This window comes from Leptotrichia trevisanii DSM 22070, assembly GCF_000482505.1.
GTDB classification, from domain to species: domain Bacteria; phylum Fusobacteriota; class Fusobacteriia; order Fusobacteriales; family Leptotrichiaceae; genus Leptotrichia; species Leptotrichia trevisanii.
The window spans coordinates 1-18,840 of sequence record NZ_AXVL01000017.1 but is presented as its reverse complement, the minus strand read 5'-3'; the positions used below and the strand labels follow the sequence as shown (position 1 = coordinate 18,840).

General features: G+C 30.5%; 21 protein-coding genes and 8 tRNA genes. 17 read left to right on the top strand and 12 right to left on the bottom strand.

From position 1 onward, the window contains the following. Window positions 1-39 precede the first annotated feature (39 nt). Complete coding sequence (secY, locus tag K324_RS0104585; RefSeq protein WP_026748129.1) at window positions 40-1,347, top strand: preprotein translocase subunit SecY; 1,308 nt, start codon at window positions 40-42, stop codon at window positions 1,345-1,347. 97 nt (window positions 1,348-1,444) lie between these two features. Here the strand turns inward: secY and K324_RS0104580 are convergent, their stop codons facing one another. The 12 genes from K324_RS0104580 to K324_RS0104530 all read right to left on the bottom strand — a co-directional run bounded on the left by K324_RS0104580 (window position 1,445) and on the right by K324_RS0104530 (window position 8,590). Further along, complete coding sequence (locus K324_RS0104580) at window positions 1,445-1,639, bottom strand: SH3 domain-containing protein (protein ID WP_026748128.1); 195 nt, start codon at window positions 1,637-1,639, stop codon at window positions 1,445-1,447. 13 nt (window positions 1,640-1,652) lie between these two features. After that, entirely contained in the window at window positions 1,653-1,781 is a 129-nt protein-coding gene (locus K324_RS16615) for a hypothetical protein (RefSeq protein WP_428829215.1), read from the bottom strand. Next, window positions 1,778-2,020, bottom strand: coding sequence for a hypothetical protein (locus K324_RS0104575; RefSeq protein ID WP_026748127.1), 243 nt, complete (start codon window positions 2,018-2,020; stop codon window positions 1,778-1,780). Before K324_RS0104575 ends, K324_RS16615 begins: the two co-directional genes overlap by 4 nt. Window positions 2,021-2,555: 535 nt before the next feature. Then, complete coding sequence (locus tag K324_RS0104570; RefSeq protein WP_232056086.1) at window positions 2,556-3,362, bottom strand: PhnE/PtxC family ABC transporter permease; 807 nt, start codon at window positions 3,360-3,362, stop codon at window positions 2,556-2,558. Between the two features lie 32 nt (window positions 3,363-3,394). Further along, window positions 3,395-4,189, bottom strand: a complete 795-nt coding sequence (locus tag K324_RS0104565) for a PhnE/PtxC family ABC transporter permease (protein ID WP_026748125.1) — start codon at window positions 4,187-4,189, stop codon at window positions 3,395-3,397. 9 nt (window positions 4,190-4,198) lie between these two features. Then, window positions 4,199-4,951 carry a phosphonate ABC transporter ATP-binding protein gene (gene phnC / locus K324_RS0104560; RefSeq protein ID WP_026748124.1) on the bottom strand — a complete coding sequence of 251 codons (753 nt, stop codon included), beginning with the start codon at window positions 4,949-4,951 and terminating at the stop codon, window positions 4,199-4,201. Window positions 4,952-5,076: 125 nt separating this feature from the next. Beyond that, a complete protein-coding gene (locus K324_RS0104555) occupies window positions 5,077-6,579 on the bottom strand; it encodes a hypothetical protein (protein ID WP_026748123.1) in 1,503 nt (500 codons plus the stop codon). Between the two features lie 240 nt (window positions 6,580-6,819). Next, window positions 6,820-7,713, bottom strand: coding sequence for a peptidyl-prolyl cis-trans isomerase (locus tag K324_RS0104550; protein ID WP_026748122.1), 894 nt, complete (start codon window positions 7,711-7,713; stop codon window positions 6,820-6,822). 225 nt (window positions 7,714-7,938) lie between these two features. After that, entirely contained in the window at window positions 7,939-8,226 is a 288-nt protein-coding gene (locus tag K324_RS0104545) for a putative quinol monooxygenase (protein ID WP_026748121.1), read from the bottom strand. A gap of 94 nt (window positions 8,227-8,320) precedes the next feature. Then, window positions 8,321-8,397, bottom strand: a tRNA-Met gene (locus tag K324_RS0104540). Window positions 8,398-8,400: 3 nt separating this feature from the next. Next, window positions 8,401-8,477, bottom strand: a tRNA-Met gene (locus K324_RS0104535). A gap of 25 nt (window positions 8,478-8,502) precedes the next feature. Further along, window positions 8,503-8,590: transfer RNA gene (locus K324_RS0104530), tRNA-Leu, on the bottom strand. A gap of 161 nt (window positions 8,591-8,751) precedes the next feature. Between K324_RS0104530 and K324_RS0104525 the strand changes: the two genes are divergently transcribed. From K324_RS0104525 to K324_RS0104450, 16 genes are all read left to right on the top strand, one after another. After that, the gene (locus K324_RS0104525; RefSeq protein ID WP_026748120.1) at window positions 8,752-10,284 is read left to right on the top strand and encodes a UDP-N-acetylmuramoyl-L-alanyl-D-glutamate--2,6-diaminopimelate ligase; all 1,533 of its coding nucleotides are present in this window, start codon (window positions 8,752-8,754) and stop codon (window positions 10,282-10,284) included. A gap of 14 nt (window positions 10,285-10,298) precedes the next feature. Continuing rightward, entirely contained in the window at window positions 10,299-10,490 is a 192-nt protein-coding gene (locus K324_RS0104520) for a hypothetical protein (RefSeq protein ID WP_026748119.1), read from the top strand. 533 nt (window positions 10,491-11,023) lie between these two features. Beyond that, window positions 11,024-12,853, top strand: a complete 1,830-nt coding sequence (gene glmS / locus K324_RS0104515; protein WP_026748118.1) for a glutamine--fructose-6-phosphate transaminase (isomerizing) — start codon at window positions 11,024-11,026, stop codon at window positions 12,851-12,853. A 48-nt stretch (window positions 12,854-12,901) separates the two neighbouring features. Continuing rightward, window positions 12,902-13,213 carry a hypothetical protein gene (locus tag K324_RS0104510; RefSeq protein ID WP_026748117.1) on the top strand — a complete coding sequence of 104 codons (312 nt, stop codon included), beginning with the start codon at window positions 12,902-12,904 and terminating at the stop codon, window positions 13,211-13,213. A 149-nt stretch (window positions 13,214-13,362) separates the two neighbouring features. Beyond that, the gene (locus K324_RS0104505; RefSeq protein ID WP_248615346.1) at window positions 13,363-13,539 is read left to right on the top strand and encodes a PD-(D/E)XK nuclease domain-containing protein; all 177 of its coding nucleotides are present in this window, start codon (window positions 13,363-13,365) and stop codon (window positions 13,537-13,539) included. Between the two features lie 98 nt (window positions 13,540-13,637). Beyond that, entirely contained in the window at window positions 13,638-14,402 is a 765-nt protein-coding gene (locus K324_RS0104500; RefSeq protein ID WP_026748115.1) for a site-2 protease family protein, read from the top strand. Between the two features lie 130 nt (window positions 14,403-14,532). Then, window positions 14,533-15,414 carry a hypothetical protein gene (locus K324_RS0104495; protein WP_026748114.1) on the top strand — a complete coding sequence of 294 codons (882 nt, stop codon included), beginning with the start codon at window positions 14,533-14,535 and terminating at the stop codon, window positions 15,412-15,414. A gap of 17 nt (window positions 15,415-15,431) precedes the next feature. Then, a complete protein-coding gene (locus tag K324_RS14265) occupies window positions 15,432-16,550 on the top strand; it encodes a hypothetical protein (protein WP_051354389.1) in 1,119 nt (372 codons plus the stop codon). A gap of 226 nt (window positions 16,551-16,776) precedes the next feature. Next, window positions 16,777-17,367 carry an IMPACT family protein gene (locus tag K324_RS0104485; protein WP_026748113.1) on the top strand — a complete coding sequence of 197 codons (591 nt, stop codon included), beginning with the start codon at window positions 16,777-16,779 and terminating at the stop codon, window positions 17,365-17,367. 121 nt (window positions 17,368-17,488) lie between these two features. Then, a tRNA-Glu gene (locus K324_RS0104480) sits at window positions 17,489-17,563 on the top strand. Window positions 17,564-17,605: 42 nt separating this feature from the next. Further along, window positions 17,606-17,681 (top strand) — tRNA-Val (locus tag K324_RS0104475). 4 nt (window positions 17,682-17,685) lie between these two features. Continuing rightward, window positions 17,686-17,762 (top strand) — tRNA-Asp (locus K324_RS0104470). Between the two features lie 6 nt (window positions 17,763-17,768). After that, window positions 17,769-17,844, top strand: a tRNA-Thr gene (locus tag K324_RS0104465). A 23-nt stretch (window positions 17,845-17,867) separates the two neighbouring features. Beyond that, window positions 17,868-17,952, top strand: a tRNA-Tyr gene (locus K324_RS0104460). 64 nt (window positions 17,953-18,016) lie between these two features. After that, entirely contained in the window at window positions 18,017-18,376 is a 360-nt protein-coding gene (locus K324_RS0104455; RefSeq protein ID WP_026748112.1) for a YbaB/EbfC family nucleoid-associated protein, read from the top strand. Window positions 18,377-18,425: 49 nt separating this feature from the next. Further along, window positions 18,426-18,713 (top strand): TM2 domain-containing protein, encoded by a 288-nt coding sequence (locus tag K324_RS0104450; protein ID WP_051354388.1) that lies wholly within the window; start codon window positions 18,426-18,428, stop codon window positions 18,711-18,713. Window positions 18,714-18,840: the final 127 nt, after the last annotated feature.

The following is an 18,840-nucleotide window of genomic DNA, read 5'->3' as shown; positions in this document are numbered from 1 at the left end:
TATCTTGCTTTTTCTTCATACACTAAAGGAGTGATAGAATTGACTCTAGCTGAAGCAGTAACAAGCAGGGTAAAAGCTATTTTTAATATACCCGAACTAGAAAAAAGAGTAACATTTACATTACTTATGATAATGGTTGCAAGAGTTGGAATTCACATAGCAGTTCCGGGAATTAATACAGAGGCTTTTAAAAATTTCCAGCAGGGAAATGCAATTGCTCAATTTTTAAATTTATTTTCGGGTGGAGCTGTTGAAAGAGCTTCAATTTTTGCATTGGGAATAGTCCCGTATATTAATGCTTCCATTGTATTTCAATTATTAGGAGTAATTTTCCCTAAAATAGATGAAATGCAAAAGGAAGGTGGAAAAGAACGTGATAAAATAACACAATGGTCAAGATATGTAACAATTGTATTAGCAATCATTCAATCATTTGGAATTGCAGTTTTAATGCAAAATCAAGGGTTGGTATTGGAACCGGGGCCAAAATTTATACTTAGTACAGTAGTTCTAATTACAGGAGGAACTTCATTCCTGATGTGGATTTCTGAAAGAATCTCAATAAGAGGTATCGGAAATGGTACATCAATGCTAATTTTCTTAAACATTGTTGCAGGATTGCCATCTGTTATTAGTGCTATGCTTGCAGGATTGCCTAGTGGAATGGGAAAAGTTTTATTAGGGGTATCAATTGTAGTATTTGTAGTATTTATTGCACTTATGGTAATTATACAGCTGGCTGAAAGAAGAATTCCCATTCAATATGCAGGAAAAGGAAGTCTTGGGTTTGGCGGGGGACAAAGTACAGTTGGGAAAAGAACATATTTACCATTAAAAATAAATATGTCTGGAGTAATGCCAATAATCTTTGCGTCAGTATTAATGGCAGCACCGCCGTTTTTAGTTTCAATGATGAAAACAGGAGATTTAAAGAACTTTTTGGCAGCTCAGTTTGAGCCAAAAGGAGTTTTATATCTATTATTATTTGCAATATTAATTACAGTATTTTCATTTTTCTATACACTTACTATTGCTTTTGATCCAGATAAAGTATCTGATGATTTGAAGCAGAGCGGGGGAACAATTCCTACGGTAAGAGCTGGAAAGGAGACGGCTGATTATTTGGAAAAAGTTGCTACAAGAGTAACGTTTGGGAGTGCGATTTTCCTATCATTATTGGGTATTATGCCAAATATCTGGTTTGGATACGTCCTAAAACTTCCAGTTATGCTTGGAGGAACAAGTTTACTGATCTTAGTCGGAACTGCGGTGGAATTATTGTTACAAATAGATTCTTACTTAGCAGTTAAACAAATGAAGAGTTTTGTAAATAGAAGAAATCGTTAATAGAAATTAATGGTTAAAATAAATTTTAAAAGCACACTAAAATTGAATGTGTGCTTTTTTGTTTTAGACTTAATTTTAGCTAGCAAAATTATTTGTCTTACTTAATAATTTCCACTTGTCTTTTGTGTATATATCCTGTACCAGCAGGATATTCAAAAATGATATAATACCAATCACCATATTTGTTTATTACCATAAATTCTTTTTCCTTTTCAGTTTTTCCCAAAATAGGTGCATTAATTTCAGGTAATTTTTTTACTTCTGTATTTTCTTTAGGTTTTATTTTTTTCATGAAAATTACCTCCTTAAATTTTATTAATATTTTTTTTTAATATTTCATCTATTATTTTTATCCTATCCTCATAAATATATTTAGGTATATAAACCTGTTTATTCGGTTCATACCAGAAAAACTGGCTAAAATAATTTTTCAGCTCTTTTTTAGAAAAGTCATATCCAAATTTTGCAAAGATGAACTGTCAAATACAAAGTTTACTGATACCTCCATAAAATTATCATCTCTTAGATTAAATTCTATTTTTTCTTTTTTAATAGCCATATTAGAAATTTGAAGTGGAATAAGATGTTCTCCCCGTGACTCAAATTCCCAGTCATTTCCAAAAGAAAATATACAAGTTATCAAAAATATCACTATACTGATCAGTTTTTTCATAATAATCTACTTCTTTTCTTATTAATATTTATATTTTAACATCTAATATTTTCATTGAATTTCAAAATCTTTTTGAGTAATATGTTTTCTAATAATTGAAATAATCAGATTTTGTATAAATTGGAAAAACAAAAAAAATTAATATATTTTTTCTTGAATTTGATAAATAATTCACATAATTTTATATAACTTTATTATATTTGTCAGCAACTGGAAAGATAATTTGACTTATATATTGTTATATCTATTTTGAAGTTGGTTTATTAGTATTGATATGAACGTATGTTTGGAAAATTTAAATTTTTTGTGTTAGTAATAAACAGACTCTACTTATATAATTAATATAGCATAAGTAGATTGAAGAAAAATGAGAGCTTTAAGATTTTATAAAACTTATAGTTGATACTAAATTAAATGATTTGAGTATATGATAGAAAAAATAAAAATAGTTTATATAATTATTAACTAAAAAAATCTCTAAAAAAGAAATTACCTTAATTTAGAGATTTTTTATTTATAAATCTATATTTTCCATTTAGTTTTTTAAGTATTTTCTTTTCAACAAATATGAAATAAGTTCCAATATAATTGCTACTCCAAATATTAGATATACAAAGACTCCTATTTCTCTTATATCAAAATACATGCTTCCTGACATAAACATATCGTATCCAATTCCACCTGCTCCAGCCGCCGCTCCCACTAATACAGCATTTGTAAAATTTATTTCAAAACGGATAAATGTCCACGATAAAAGGGATGTAATAGTGCTTGGCAATACAGCCTGAAATATTATTTTCCAGAATGAAGCACCTGTTGCCCTGAGAGCCTCAATGATTCCATTATCAATTTCTTCAATGCTTTCGGAGTAGGCTTTTACAAGGTAGGCGACACTGTGAAAAGTCATTCCGATAATCGCTGCTTCTACACCGACATTTGCCACTACTGAAAATACCATAACCCATAATATTGTTGGAATCGCACGGATAAATGATATTCCTAGTTTTATAGTTCTGGAAATGTATCTGCCTGATAAATTCTGTGCTGCAAAGAAAGATAGAAACAGTGCTATGAATGAACCTATAATTGTTGTAAGTGCAGCTAAGGCAATTGTTACCGCAAGACTAAACAAAATTTGATTAAAGGTATTTCTTTCAGATAGCTTGGGAGAAAAGAACATTGTTCCTAAATCTTTAAAAAAATGTCCAGTCGCTTCACCAATGTTTACACCGCCAAAATCCATTGTGACTAATGTATAAATTGTAATAATTGACAATAGGGACAAGGTTATGTATAAATAAATTTTTGATTTTGTGAGTTTTTTAATTCTTATTTTTTCCAAAAGAAAATTCACCTTCCTTCTGTTAATTTGTTTTACATCATTTCTTTTCTAAGTTTGTTAGACAGAATTTCGATTCCAATTACAATAACTGTAACTATTAAAATTACAAGCCCAGCGGCATCATATCTAAAACTTTTGTAATACAGGCTAAATGTGAATCCAATTCCAGTTCCTGTCAAAATTCCAATTAATGTAGATTCCCGAACACCTGTTTCGATAAAAAACAGAAGCCACGACAATAGCTGCGAGGAAACGCTCGGGATAACACCACAGAATACTATTTGAAAGTATGAAGCTCCAACTGATTTCAATGCTTCAATTACATCACCTGCAACATCGTCAATTGTTTCAGAAAAGGCACGTGTCAAGTAACCAAATGTTATTAGAAATAATGCGAGAAAACCTGTAAATTGGCTTTGTTTAAAGGAAAATACCAGTATTAAAGCCCATGCGACAATTGGAATATTTCTAAAAAATGAAGCGATTACTTTTGTTGTAATTTTTGTAAAAATATTGATTCCAGTTGAGTTTGAGCCAATTATTGCGAGAAATAACGCAAAAGTTGCAGAAACCGTTGTGGAAGTTATGGCAAGTAGAACGGTTTTTATTGCTGAATCCATAATTTCTGGAAAATACTGCAAAGCATTCTGTGTAGGTATAAACTTTTGTAACAGCCAAAAAATGCCAGCTGGAATTGAGGAAAAAGCCATTCCATTCTGAAAACCTGAAATAATGGAGGATATTGTATAAATCAGGATAATTATTGATAAAAATATAATTTTGGAATAAAATCTCCGTTTAAAAATGTCTTTTTCATTTAAATTCATAAAACCTCCTTATTGTGTCTGTTCTTCATCTTTGTAAATAAATTCAATCATATCATCTGTAAGCCGTCCTGTTTTATCGTCAAAAATTTTCTCGCCTTTATTTAAGGCAATAATTCTGTCAGAATACTTTTTGGCAATATCAACCTGATGAAGATTCACAATGCACGTAATTTTTAGCTCGGAAACAATTTTTTTTAAATAGTCCATTATATTTTCAGCGGTTTTTGGATCAAGTGAAGCGATTGGTTCGTCGCAAAGTAAAAGTTTTGGTTTTTGCATAATTGCCCTTGCAATTCCTACACGCTGTTTTTGCCCTCCAGACAGTTCATTACACTTCTGGTAAGCATACTTAGTCATATTTACCTTTTCCAGAAAGTTAAAAGCCTCTTTTTTCTCCTCTTCTGAATAAATGCCTAATATTCCAGCAATTATCGATTTATATCCAAGTCGCCCATGAAGCACGTTTTCAATAACGGTAAGCCTTTCCACAAGGTTATAATTTTGAAAAATCATTCCAATTTCCCGTCTGACAAGCTCTATTTCTCCCTTTTTCAAGTTTTCAATATTTTTATCTTCAAATAAAATTGAACCTTCTGAAATATCAATCATTTTATTAATACTTCTGAGAAGTGTCGATTTTCCCGAACCTGATGGCCCAATAACCGATATAAATTCACCCTTTTCCACATCGAATGAAACATTTTTTAAGGCAATTGTCCCATTGTCATATATTTTTGAAACATTTTTTATACTTAATAACATAAATATTTCCTTTCTCTGAACTTTTGATAGCGAAAGCTGTGAGTCTTAAAATGGTTTCGCTATACAAACAAAAGTTTAAAAAATAAGGCATATCAGTTGTGGTATGCCTATAATTTTCAAAAAATTTATCTGTTTCCAATATTAATTTTGTTGGAATTCTGATTTTCATTCTGATTTTTGATATTATTGTCAGTGTTATTATTTGAATTATTTAAAATATTAATAGTGGAGTTATTAGTTTGATTATTGTTTTCGGTAGCTGCATTGTTAGTTGGCTGTTCAAATTTGATAATAGTTCCTAATGACAATAGATCTTTTTGCAGTTTATCGAGTTTATTTTTTTGTACATAGACATTGTCAATTAATGCTTCAATATTTTTATTATCTTCCTCATATTTAGTCATAATCTGTTGATAATTGTTATTTTTCAAATTTTCAATTTTCTGAGTCAGCAATGTTTTTTCTTCATCAGTCAGTACAGTGTGATTTAAGTTTTTAAAGTTATTGTTTTCAAGAACAAGCTCTGAAGCAAGTTTTATAACTTTTCCTTCAAGTAAATCATTTTTTGCGTATTCAATAACGGAACTTATTTTATTAGCTGCAAATAATGTTTTGGAAGTGAAATTATCCTTATTATAAGTAATTTCATAACCATTGTTCAGTCCTTTTATTAATGATTTTGCATTGTTTTCCAATAAAACTTCTCCATTTACTTGGACATTACTTCCATCCAGCCCTCTAGCCACTATTTTTCCATCGTTAATATTAATATCTGATATTCTCATATTCAAATCTTTTATCTCTTTTATAAGGGCAGTTGCCTTTAAGGCTGTGTTTAGGGAAGTTTCCAAGTCTTTCCCTTTATCTAGGAATATATATAGATTCATATTCTGAGCATTATTGTTGGAATTAATGTTATTGAAATCATTTAACGAAATTTCCTTTTCCAGCTTAGTCAGATTATCTGAAATATTTGTAAGTGCAATATTTCGCTCCATTTCAATTTCAGAAATATTTTTTTCAATATTTTCCTTTTCCACGTTAATAGCCTTTGCTAAAGGTTTTATTTCATTGTTAAGCTCCACAATCTTCTGAGCCTTGCTTTTTAAGTCTGTAAGTCCTACGTAATCCTGTTTTAATACATTAACTTTTTCAATATTTTCACGTAATTTGCTATTAATGAAATTATCAGTATTAGTTGTCAAAGTTGTAACTTTGTTTGTTGTTTCCTTAATAAAATCAGCCGTTGATTTATCAGACTTCTCCTGAGTAGTAAGTGAATTTATCTTATCAGTAAAAGTATCAATATGAGAACTTTTTTCCTTATAAATTCCATCCAGATTAACATCCTCCAGCTTCAAGTTAGACAACGTCAATTTTGGTACAAGGTTGAATAGCCCAGTTCTGACAACTCCGACAGTAGCCCGTCCTTTTCCCAGACTTTTTCCATTAACTACAAAATTATCAAAATTCATCTCACTATTTTTTATGGAAAATTTTACATTCTCAAATTCCGAATGTTTAGTTTTCGTCATGTATGAAACAATATTGCTGGAAAACATTACACCAAAAAGTAACATAATTAGAACTATTAATACAAGGCTTAATAAATATTTCAATATTTTCATAAAATAACCTCCTTTTCAGCATTTAGTATTCTTTTACATTAAATAAGCTGTTAAAAATAGATGCTATAAATTTTATATCTATTTAAAACAGCTCCTTTCTATTCCAAATCCCCTTTGAAATAAAATTCAGGGATTTAAGTAATATAGCCAAAACTTTTGAGTTAGTTTTAAAGCAGTTTTACTACATAATTAAATTTTAAACTTAGAAATTGTTTCCTATTTAATTTTACTTGTAGTGAATTATTTAATATTTTTTATTGCTTCATCAATATTTGATAATTTATATTCATCAGTTATGGATTTTATAAATTTTTGCTGTTCAGCTTGTCTTTTTTGATTTCTTAATTGAGTTTTTATAGCTTCCTTAACTTTTTCAAAAGGAATCAAACCTTTAGCATTTTTTTCCAAAACTTTTACAATGTATAAATCATTTCCAACAGTAACTACACTATTTACGATTTGTCCAGCCGCTACATTTTTAATAGCTTCATTTAAAGGGCCAAAACGGCTTTCCAATTGACTTAATGGAATTTCCTGAGTTTCACCATTTTCAGCAACTCCTTGAATGCTTGCGTTATATTTTTGTGCATAAGCAGTAAAATTAGCAGGATTTGCAACGGCTTCCCTTAATACTTGGTTTGCCTTTGCTGAATCTGAAGTATTAAATACGATAAGCTGTAGTCTTACAGAGTCTTCCTGACGTGTAAAATTAGCCGCATTTGCATCATAAATATTTTTTGCATCCTGATCGCTGATTTTTGCCTTGTCATTAAGTTCGTTAAATATAGCTAAGTTAGCCAGTAATTGCTCTTGTAAGATATTTTGGCTTTCAGTATATTTTTTGTCCTTGTTAAGTTTTTGCTCTTTTCCTTTCAAGGCGATTGCCCTGTTTATAGCAATATTTTTTATGATAGACTGTTTCATTTGTGTAATTTGCTCAGGAGTGAGATCTTTTTCAGTCAATCCATTGGAAAATAATCCCTTTTCCAGTTCATTATTAACTTCACTCTCATATACTTTTATTTTTTTATCTGATGACTCAAATAAAACCTTTCCATTTTGTCCTCCATTTCCGCAAGACATAGCAAATATACATAATAGAGTCAAAACACCTATTTTAATTTTATTTTTCATTATATTTGTCCTCCAAACTAATTTTTAGATTTAATTTATGTTTTTAGTATATCATAACATTACAAACATTTCAAATTTTTAATTTTATTTGGACAGAGTAAAAAATTTAGAATAATATGTCTGTTTTAAAATAAGAATTGGATAAATAACAAAAATTTTATCTATTCTCATAAAATATTTTTTAAATAAAAAAATGCAGTCAAATAAGCTGCATTCTGATAATTTTTAAATTATTCTGTTAAATGTCTGAATAACTGGAGCATTTTCACACATTTCTACTAATAGCGGTACAATTCTGGTAAAATGTTCACTTGAATTATGTTTTTCAATAGCTTCATTGGATTTCCATTCCTCAACAAATACAAATTGATTTTCTTTTTCTGTATTTTGCTGTAAATGATAAGAAATACATCCTTCTTCCTTACGGCTTTCTTCTATAAGTTCATTACAAAGTTTGATAAAGTCAGATAATTTATCGTTTTTCACTTGAAAACTTGCCAGTATATGAATCATGCTTATTTTCTCCTTAAAATTTTTTAATTTAGTAAATATTTGTAAAAAAAAATACCTACAATAATCGCAAGTACAAATTAACTAGTATAATTAATGGTGCCTAGAAGAAGATTCGAACTTCCGACCCTACGGGTATGAACCGTATGCTCTAGCCAACTGAGCTATCTAGGCATTTGGTGGCGGGAGCTGGATTTGAACCAACGACCTTCGGGTTATGAGCCCGACGAGCTACCATGCTGCTCTATCCCGCGACAATGTAATACAGTTTCTATTAAGTGGTGCCTCGGGCCGGACTTGAACCGGCACGGGATAAATTCCCACAGGATTTTAAGTCCTGTGCGTCTACCGATTTCGCCACCAAGGCATAATTTACTTAAAAGCAAACTTACAAATGATATTATATAGTATTTTTTTGAATTTGTCAACAACTTTTTTTCTAGATTTTTTTTGAGTAAAGTGATAGAATAAAGTATAAGATAAATTTGAGAATCCTGAGATTCTTGGAAAAGGGAGAGAGTGTATAAGATGTATAAAATGTTTAAAGATGTAGAGTATAAAGTGCTCAAAGATGGAAAGAACTTTGAAATAAAGGGTATTGAGTATGATTCACGAAAAATCAGTAAGGATTTTGTATTTGTGGCAATGTCTGGAAGTGCTGTGGATGGACATAGTTTTATTCAAAAGGCAATTGACGGCGGTGCCAAAATGATTATTGTGGAAAGAAATGTGGATATGGCCGAGTATAAGAATGCTGCTGATATAACTTTTGTTTTAGTGGAAGATATAAGAAAAAAATTAGGGACAATAGCATCCAATTATTATGGTTATCCGCAAGATAAAATAAAAATTATTGGAATTACAGGGACAAATGGGAAAACTACATCAAGTTTTATTTTAGAAAACATTTTGGAAAAGACAGCTAGAATAGGAACAACAGGAAACCGTATTTTAGATGAGGAATTTGAAACAGTGAATACAACTCCTGAATCGCTGGAATTAATAAAATTAATAGATAAAAGTGTAAAAAAGGGTGCAGATTATTTTATAATGGAAGTCAGCTCGCACGCATTGGAAATTGGACGTGTGGACATGTTGCAATTTGATTCTGCAATATTTACGAATTTGACACAGGATCATCTGGATTTTCATAAGACAATGGAAAATTATTTTAATGCCAAGAAAAAATTATTCTCAATGTTGAGAAATGACAAAAAAAATAACGGGACAGGTGTAATTAACATTGATGATGAATATGGATCAAAAATTTATTCTGAAAAAAAATCCAGCAACTATATTTCGATAGGTGTGAGAAATGAAGAAGCTGACATCTGGGGAGATATTGTAAATTATACAAATAACGGAATGAAAGTGAAAATAGACTTAAAAAATTATTTAGAAAAAACAAATCCTCGTTTAAAGGATATAAATGAAGAACAAAAGGAAGAATACAAATTTGAAGTCGATTTAGTCGGAGAATATAATTTATATAATATTCTTGGCTGTGTGGCTTCTGTATTGTCACTTGGCATTGAAATGAGCTATATTGTGAAAAAACTGGAAAAAATGCCGCCTGTACCAGGAAGATTTGAAACAATAAAAAATGATTTGGAAGTACGGATTGTAGTTGACTTTGCACATACAGACGACGGGCTTTTAAATGTTGGGAAAACTTTAAAGCAAATCACAGACGGGCATGTGATAACAATATTTGGTGCAGGTGGTGACAGAGATCACGAAAAACGTCCAAAAATGGCAAAAGCAGCCGCAAAATTCAGTGATTACATCATTTTAACTTCAGACAATCCCCGTACAGAAAACCCGGTAAAAATTTTAGCGGATATAGAGAAAGGGCTTATTGAAGAAAAATATCCATTTGACAAATATTTAATTATCGCTGATAGAAAAAGAGCAATAAAACACGGCATGAAATTGCTTCAAAAAGGCGACAGCCTGTTAATCGCAGGAAAAGGACACGAAACTTATCAGATAATCGGGACTGAAAAAACACATTTTGATGATAGGGAAGTTGTGAGAGATATTTTGGAAGAAATGGAGTAATTTGAGGTAGCAAAGTGATAAAAAAATTAATGCTTAGTGTTGTAATACTTTTAGTATTTTGTACTGCTTCGTTTTTGGAATCAAAACATATGTCCAAATTTATATTAAATTTTTTTAGAACAAGGCCTATGTCAATTGGTAGTTATAAACTGGAAACTTCTAAAATAATTGAATTTGAAATGAAAATCCGACAATTTATGAAATAATGTACAGAGGTTATATATTTGAATTAGTTGGAGATGAAAAACTTTATCAAAATCAGGAAATAAAGGATTTTATAAAATATTTGAAGAGTTTAGAGATTTATATGTAAAAGACGATTTTATTATTAAGAGTACCAATAAAAAATATTAGAAATAATTTTAATACTAAACCCCATTAGAAATTAAAAGTTTTAATTCCTTGCTAAAATAGTATGTAATTCAAAATTTATTAAATATTCGCTATGCAAATGGGGAATAGTATAAAAAGTTATACAAAAAATAAAGATTTCACATATTGAAAAAATATAAAAAATTTGATATAATCATATGAACTAGAAAATAAAGATTGAAAAGCGCCAGTCCTTTAAAGGTAAAATATGGATAAAGGAGACGAGGGAAAGAGTTATCGAAATAATCGGCGGATGCTCTTTGGGTGGTTACAACCTTAATAATATACAAAAATTCTGAGTAATTGGAGTTACAAAGGTATTATAGTAACATTTTCTAGTAATTTTATATTATAAAGGAGAAAAATTATGTGTGGAATTGTAGGTTACATCGGGGCAAAAAACGCTCAGGAATTTGTTATTGACGGGTTGGAAAAATTAGAGTACAGAGGTTATGATTCGGCTGGGATTGCTGTTAATACTGGAAATGAGAAATTTGAGATTGTGAAAAAAGTGGGAAGATTGCAGAATTTGGCTGATGAGCTGAAAAAACATCCGCTTTCAGGGACAGTTGCGATAGGGCATACAAGATGGGCGACTCACGGTAAGCCATCTGATGAAAATTCACATCCCCATTTTAACAAGGATAAAACATTAGTTGTTGTTCACAATGGAATTATTGAAAATTATCTGGAACTAAAAAAGGATTTAGTTGCAAAAGGGTATAAGTTTAAATCAGAAACTGATACAGAAGTTGTGGCACATTTGCTGGATGAACTTTATACTGGAGATTTGCTTGAAACAGTAAAGAAATTATTAAAAGTTATAAAAGGAGCGTATGCACTTGGAATTATGTCTGTAAATGAGCCTGACAGAATTATTGCAGCAAGAAAGGAAAGTCCACTTATTGTGGGGCTTGGAGATGGAGAAAACTTTATTGCGTCAGATATTCCTGCGATTTTGAAATATACTAGGGATGTATATTTGATTGAAAATAATGAAATTGTGGAAATAAAAAAAGATTCTGTAAAAATTATGGATGTAGACGGAAATGAGATAAAAAGAGATGTAACTCATATTGAGTGGGATTTGGAAGCTGCTTCTAAAGGTGGATATGAGTATTTTATGGAAAAAGAAATTTTTGAACAGCCAGAAGTGCTTGTAAAAACTTTGAACAGCAGAGTTGATGAAAATTATAACATTAATTTTGATGATGCGGGACTTACAAAAGAATATTTGAGCGGAATTAATGATATTTATATCGTAGCTTGTGGAACTGCTTATCATGCCGGGCTTGCTGGAAAGCACATCATTGAAAAGAAAACAAGAATCCGTGTAGATGTTGACATTGCGTCAGAATTTAGATATAGAAACCCTGTAATTAATGACAAGGCTTTAGTTGTCGTGTTAAGTCAGTCTGGAGAAACTTTGGATACGCTGGAGGCTATGAAAGAGGCTAAAAGGCATGGTGCAAGAGTTGTTGCAATTACAAATGTAGTTGGTTCTTCGATAGCAAGGGAAGCGGATCACGTTATTTATACTTGGGCAGGGCCTGAAATTGCCGTTGCTTCCACAAAGGCGTATACAACTCAAATGGTAATTTTAAACTTGATGGCAATAGACTTTGCATATAAATTTGGAAAAATTACAAAAGATGAAGCAATAAAGGATATTAAGAAATTATATGAAGTGGAACAAAGTATTCAGAAAATGCTGGAATATAATGAAAAAATAAAAGATGTCGCAGATAAGATTAAAGATAGCGAAAACATGTTCTATCTTGGACGTGGGCTTGATTATGTAATTGCTGTGGAAGGTGCATTAAAATCTAAAGAAATCTCGTATATTCATTCAGAAGCCTTTGCTTCAGGAGAATTAAAACACGGTACGATTGCACTTATTACGGATGGGGTACCAGTTGTTGTAAATGTTACACAATCTGACTTGTTTGAAAAATCAGTATCAAATATAAAAGAAGTTACTTCAAGAGGGGCTTATGTAATTGCAATCGCAAAAGAAGGAAACACAGTTGTAGAAGAAGTGGCGGATGAAGTATTTTATATTCCAGATGTGGAAGATGATTACGCAGGATTCCCTACGATTGTAATTCATCAGTTATTGGCATATTATTTATCAAAATTAAAAGGAAATGATGTTGATAAACCAAGAAATTTGGCAAAATCGGTAACTGTAGAATAAGATAATGAGTTAATAATTATAAATAATAATAAAATGGAGGAAAAAGTTATGAATTTTGATGATTTGAAAAAAGGAGCAGAAGATGCTTTGAAAAAAACTGCAGATGGAGCAAAGGATTTAGCTGATAAGGCTGTTGATAAAACAAAGGAAATTGCAGGAAGTGAAGTTGCTCAAAATATAAAAAAAGGAACTGAAGAAGTTTTAGGAAAAACTGTGGAAGGTGCAAAAGATTTAGCTGAAAAAGCTGCAAATAATAAAATTGTTCAAGATGTAAAAAAAGGTGCTGAGGAAGCAGTAGACAAGACAGTGGAAGGTGCTAAGGGATTAGCGGATAAAGTTACTGGAATGTTTAAAAAATAGTAAAACAAAAATGTAATAAAGGAAACTTTAGATTGGAGTATCAATTTTGGTACTCCATATCTTTTTGTGCTAATTCTTTAAAATGCTTTGTTATTTTTTATGAAATTTGGTATAATTAACTTAAATAAAAATAAATTGGGGTGATGGATTTGGGAAAAAATGGGGAATTGAAAAAAGAGGATTTATCATTCAATATAAAAGAGGCTCTTAAACAGATAAACGAAAGAGAGTATGCAAAAAGTTTAGAATATGAAAATTACAATGTTGTGAAAATTGGGATGGCGTTCTGGAAGAAGGATGTGGAAGTGGGGATTGAAGAGGGATAGAAAATGAATAACCTGATTATATACTCGAACAGCTATTTTTAACTATTTCGTTTGGGTATATTTTAAAATTAAAATTGTAACTTTAGAAAGGAAATTTTGTGAAAATAGTAAAAGAGTATTATAATAGATTTAAAATTTTGAATCCTCAATATCCAGAATTGAAACTGGGAGTTATTGCCACAATTATTATTTATTTTATTGCAAAAAGTTTTTTTGTGATGGAAATTTCAAGGGATATGATAATTTCACTTGTGGTTTTTGTAATATCAATGACTCTTCACGAGGTGGCACATGGATATGTAGCTTATAAATTTGGTGATGATACTGCCAAAAGAGAGGGTAGAATCACACTAAATCCACTAAAACATATTGATTTGACGGGAATAATCCTGCCAATTCTTATACTTTTGAGTGGATTCAAATTTTTGGTAGGCTGGGCAAAACCTGTTCCAGTTAATTTTTATAATTTAAGGCCACATCGGTTGGGATTATTTTGTGTTGCAATTGCTGGAATAGTGGTAAACTTTATTCTTTCGGCAATTTCACTTGTACTGTTGAAATTTTTAGGAAAACATCTGGAGATTGAGAATATTTTTATGACAATTCTACTTTATATTTATTCAATAAATCTTTTGCTTGGATTGTTTAACCTGATACCTATAACACCACTGGATGGGGGTAGGATAGTTTATTCTTTTTCAGGGGAGAAAATTAGGGCATTTTATAATAAAATTGAAAGATATGGAATTTTGATTATTTTTGCAATTGTTTATTTGGGAAGTTCACACTTAACAAATGGTTTTTTTGCAATTGTGGAATTTTTTTTACGGCTGGCAGGAATAAATATTAGCTTAATTTTTTAAAAAAATATAAGAAAATTCAATAAAAATTTTTGAAAATCGAAAATATGGGATATAATATAGTGTTGTAATTTTAGACATGAACAGTAAGTGTATAAAATGTTTTTATCAAAATTTTAAGGACGTGGTAAAGATGAAAAAATTATTTTTGATTTTAGGAATATTTTTAATGATGAATTTTGGAGTGTATGGTTTTTCGCAAAAGGAAAAAATTCAGGAAACATTATCAAAACTTGGGGTGAAACAGGCGTTGATTGATGAAACGGTGGCACTGGATTATGAAATAAGGGATACACAGTATTTTGAAAATGATGAGAAGATTATTCGGGAAAGGGTAGAAAAGCTGGAAAAATTGCTTCAGAAGGATGAGAGGAACTACATAGTGGCACAGGCTTTAATTACAATTTTTGAATCAAAAATAAGTGGAGATTACAAAAAATATCTTGATTTGTTTGTAAAATATACGCCGTATGAATATGAAAAGACTTTTTCAAAAATGATGTACGCTCTGGACAAGGGAGATATGCCAAGTTTTGAAAAATATATGGATGAAATTCCTAAAAAATATAATGATACAATTGTAGTTACACTGGCAAAAATTTTTGTGGCAAAAGATTTTGAGGAAAAACAGATGCTTACGGAAAAAGTGCTAAAATTGTTAAAAAACGAGAGTGAACGTCGAAAAGTGGGAGTTTCTGACGAGGAATATTATTTTATGAAATTGACTTATTATTTGAACAAAATTCGTAATCTTTTTGATAAGGGAGAAGTGAAACAGGCTGTTTCAGAATATTTGAATAATATTGTAAATGAAAGTGTGAGTGAGGAAATACAAAATTATAATTTGCGTGCGGAAGTTATACTTTATTTTAATGTTGTAATAATGAATGAGGAGATAAAAGAAGATTTATTAAAAATAAGCAATGGGGCAAAATTGGAAGATACGTGGATTGCTAAGAAAATTCAGGCTGAAACTGAAAAGGACAAGGATTTCTTGTCAAAAATGGTAAATTAAGAAAGAGGAGAAGGTTCATGAAAAAAATTTTTATATCGTTATCATTGCCATTCTTTTTAACACTGGGATGTGAATTATCGGCATACACTAGAGCTGAACTTATACAGGACAGGCTTTCCAAAATTGGGATAAAGCAGGATGTAATTGATGAAACGATAAAGTTTGAATACGAGATCAAAGATGAAAAAAATTTTTTTACAGAAGATGGGCAAGAAAACGATAATCTTTTAAAATTAAAGAAAATTTATGAAAAAGATGAAAGAAATGAAACATTGGGTGCAGTTCTTGTGGGAGCCTATATGGTGGGTGAAAAAAAGAACTTTAGAAAAGCAAGGGAATATATGGATAAAATTGCTCCGTATTCAACACAATTTGATAAACTTTCAAACGAATTTACCTATTATAAGCTGAAAGGCGATGAAAAAAAAGCAAAATTTTATTATAATCTCATAAAACGACGTTATAAAAATTCTATAGTAATGGAACTTGTTGATACATTAAGTGAAAATCTGGATATGGTAATGTTCATTGAAACATTGGGTGATTACTTGGTTGAAGATGAGAAAAAACCTAACACTGAGGCAAATGACTTACCAGATGGCTTTTCTTATGACAATAAAAAAGGAATTATACAAAATAAGGATGCTGCTGATATTTCTGATAAAGATACGGAAAATGTTTTGGAGGATACAAGGACTTATGGTGAAAGCGTAAAGGAAATTCTGGACAGTGGGAAAGAAACTTTGGAAAATCAGAAGAAGGAAATTAATAAATATCAACGTATAATTGATTATTTTAAAATTGGGAAAAATCAGAAGGATTTTGGTATTCCGGATGACTATATAAGAGGTTTTGAGTTAAAAATTGCTGAAATTAAAATAGCTAAAAATATGATGAATTATGGAATAGAAAATGCAGTAAAATATTATTTGGATAACGTTTCAACGAAAGATGTAAGCTATGAGGATGTTTATTTTAACGAGCAGTCAGAATTAGCACTATATCTTGCAGTTGCACAAATGCTTTCTGTTGCGGATGAAAATGTAATGAATAAATACAGAAAAGAATTTGAAAATACAAGGGTAATAAAATTATTGGATGAAATATTAAAAAATGAAAGAAAAAATAATTATTAAACAAAATAATCTAATACTATTTCCCATTTAAATAGTAGAAATCAGAATTGTGAAAAATATTTATTAACAATAAGAGATTTTTCAAATTTTGAATAGGAATCCCTTATATGGATACTTAAAAATTAGATTTAATTTTTTTAATAAGGTTATCAAATTAATTATTATAGAATTTTATTTCTATTTTTTAAATAAGGTTTAGTATTAATAAAGCGAAGGGAGGAATAATTTGAAAACTGTGCAAAAGGAGACAATAATTGAATTTGAAGAAAAAAAATCGAAGTTTATTGGGTATATTAAGCCAGTTTCGACGGTAAATGAAGCAGAAAAGTTTATTGATTCAATAAAAAAGATGCATCCAAATGCAACTCACAATGTGCCACTTTACAGGGTTATGGAAAATGGACAGGAATATTTTAAATATAATGATGATGGGGAACCGAGCAATACAGCGGGGAAACCGATGGCGGAAATACTTAATATTCTGGATGTGTATAATGTGGCAATAGTTGCAACGAGATATTTTGGTGGGATAAAACTAGGTGCAGGAGGACTTATAAGAAATTATGCCAAAACTGCAAAATTAGCTATTAATGAGGCAGAAATTGTAGAATATGTGGAAAAATCCATTTTCATCCTGGATTATGATTACGAATATACTTCAGAAATAGAAACTTTTTTAAATGCAAATACACTAAAATTTGGAATAGAAATACTTGAAAAGAATTATTCAAATAGAGTTACTATGAAAATATCGGCAAGTGATGAAATTGAACATGAATTGAATGGATTGCAGAAAATAATAGTAATAAAAATGTAAAAAATAATAAATTTTAAAGAAACCCAAAATTTTTTTATAAAAGTTGTTGACAAACAAAATTAAATATGATATTATATTTCTTGTCTGTGAGTAGTAAGAAAACAAATAAGGGAATGAATGTGCGGCCTTCGTCTAGTGGTTAGGACCTCGGGTTTTCATCCCGGTAACAGGGGTTCGATCCCCCTAGGCCGTACCAATTTAAAAATTGAATATTAATGTTAAATGGTGATTGTTTTATGGTCGCATAGCTCAGCTGGGAGAGCACCTGCCTTACAAGCAGGGGGTCATTGGTTCGAACCCAATTGTGACCACCATTATGGAGGTGTAGCTCAGTTGGTTAGAGTGCTTGCCTGTCACGCAAGATGTCGCGAGTTCGAGTCTCGTCACTTCCGCCATTTAATGCCGCTTTAGCTCATCTGGTAGAGCAACTGACTTGTAATCAGTAGGTGGTTGGTTCGAGTCCGACAAGCGGCACCACTATTTAAAATTTAGAATGTTGTGGAGAGGTTCCCGAGTGGCCAAAGGGATCAGACTGTAAATCTGCCGGCTCAGCCTTCGAAGGTTCGAATCCTTCTCTCTCCACCATTTTTTTTTGTAAAAAATAAAATTTGTTATAAATAAATCATAATTCGCAGGAGGATTATTAACTATGGTTAGAAAAATAAAAGGAGCAGGAAGTAAATCAGGTGGAAACCAACAGGATATAATTAAAAAGGCTCAAGTAATGCAACAGGAAATGTTAAAAATTCAAGAAGGTTTGAAGGACAAATTTGTAGAAACATCTGTTGCTGGTGGAGGAATCACTGTAAAAGCAAATGGACAGAAAAAAATTGTTGACTTGTCAATTTCATTGGATGTATTAAAAGATGCAATTGAAGAAAATGATGCAACAATAGTTTCTGATTTAATTGTAAACGCAGTAAACGAAATCTTGGATAAAGCTGAAGAAATGGCTGAAAAAGAGATGGAAGTAGTTACTGGCGGAGTAAGTATTCCAGGTTTATTCTAAAAAATTAAAAATTATGCTTATATATAAATATATTTAAGGAGGACTTATTATGTCAGAAACTAATTTGCCTGAAAATATAGAAAATGAAAAACCTAAATACAATAAAGTAATTTATTGCTTATTAGCCTGGTTTTTTGGAGCTTTCGGAATCCATTCATTTTATGCGGGTAGAAAACAGGAAGGAATATATTTTTTAATTGCAGGAATAATAGGAGTATTAACATATATTCTTTTGGTTGGAATGGTAATTCTTTTTGTAGAATTTGTAATATGTGTTATTCAAATAATAAAAGCAGTACAAAAGCCAGCTGATGAATTTGGTAGAATATCAGATTAGCAAGGTTTAAGAATATTTAAAAATGGGAAATCAATAAATAATTTTTATTGATTTTTTTTATTTATAAGGAAATTAAATTCATATTTTTTAGGTATTTACTGATATATTTGATAATTTTAAAAGAGGC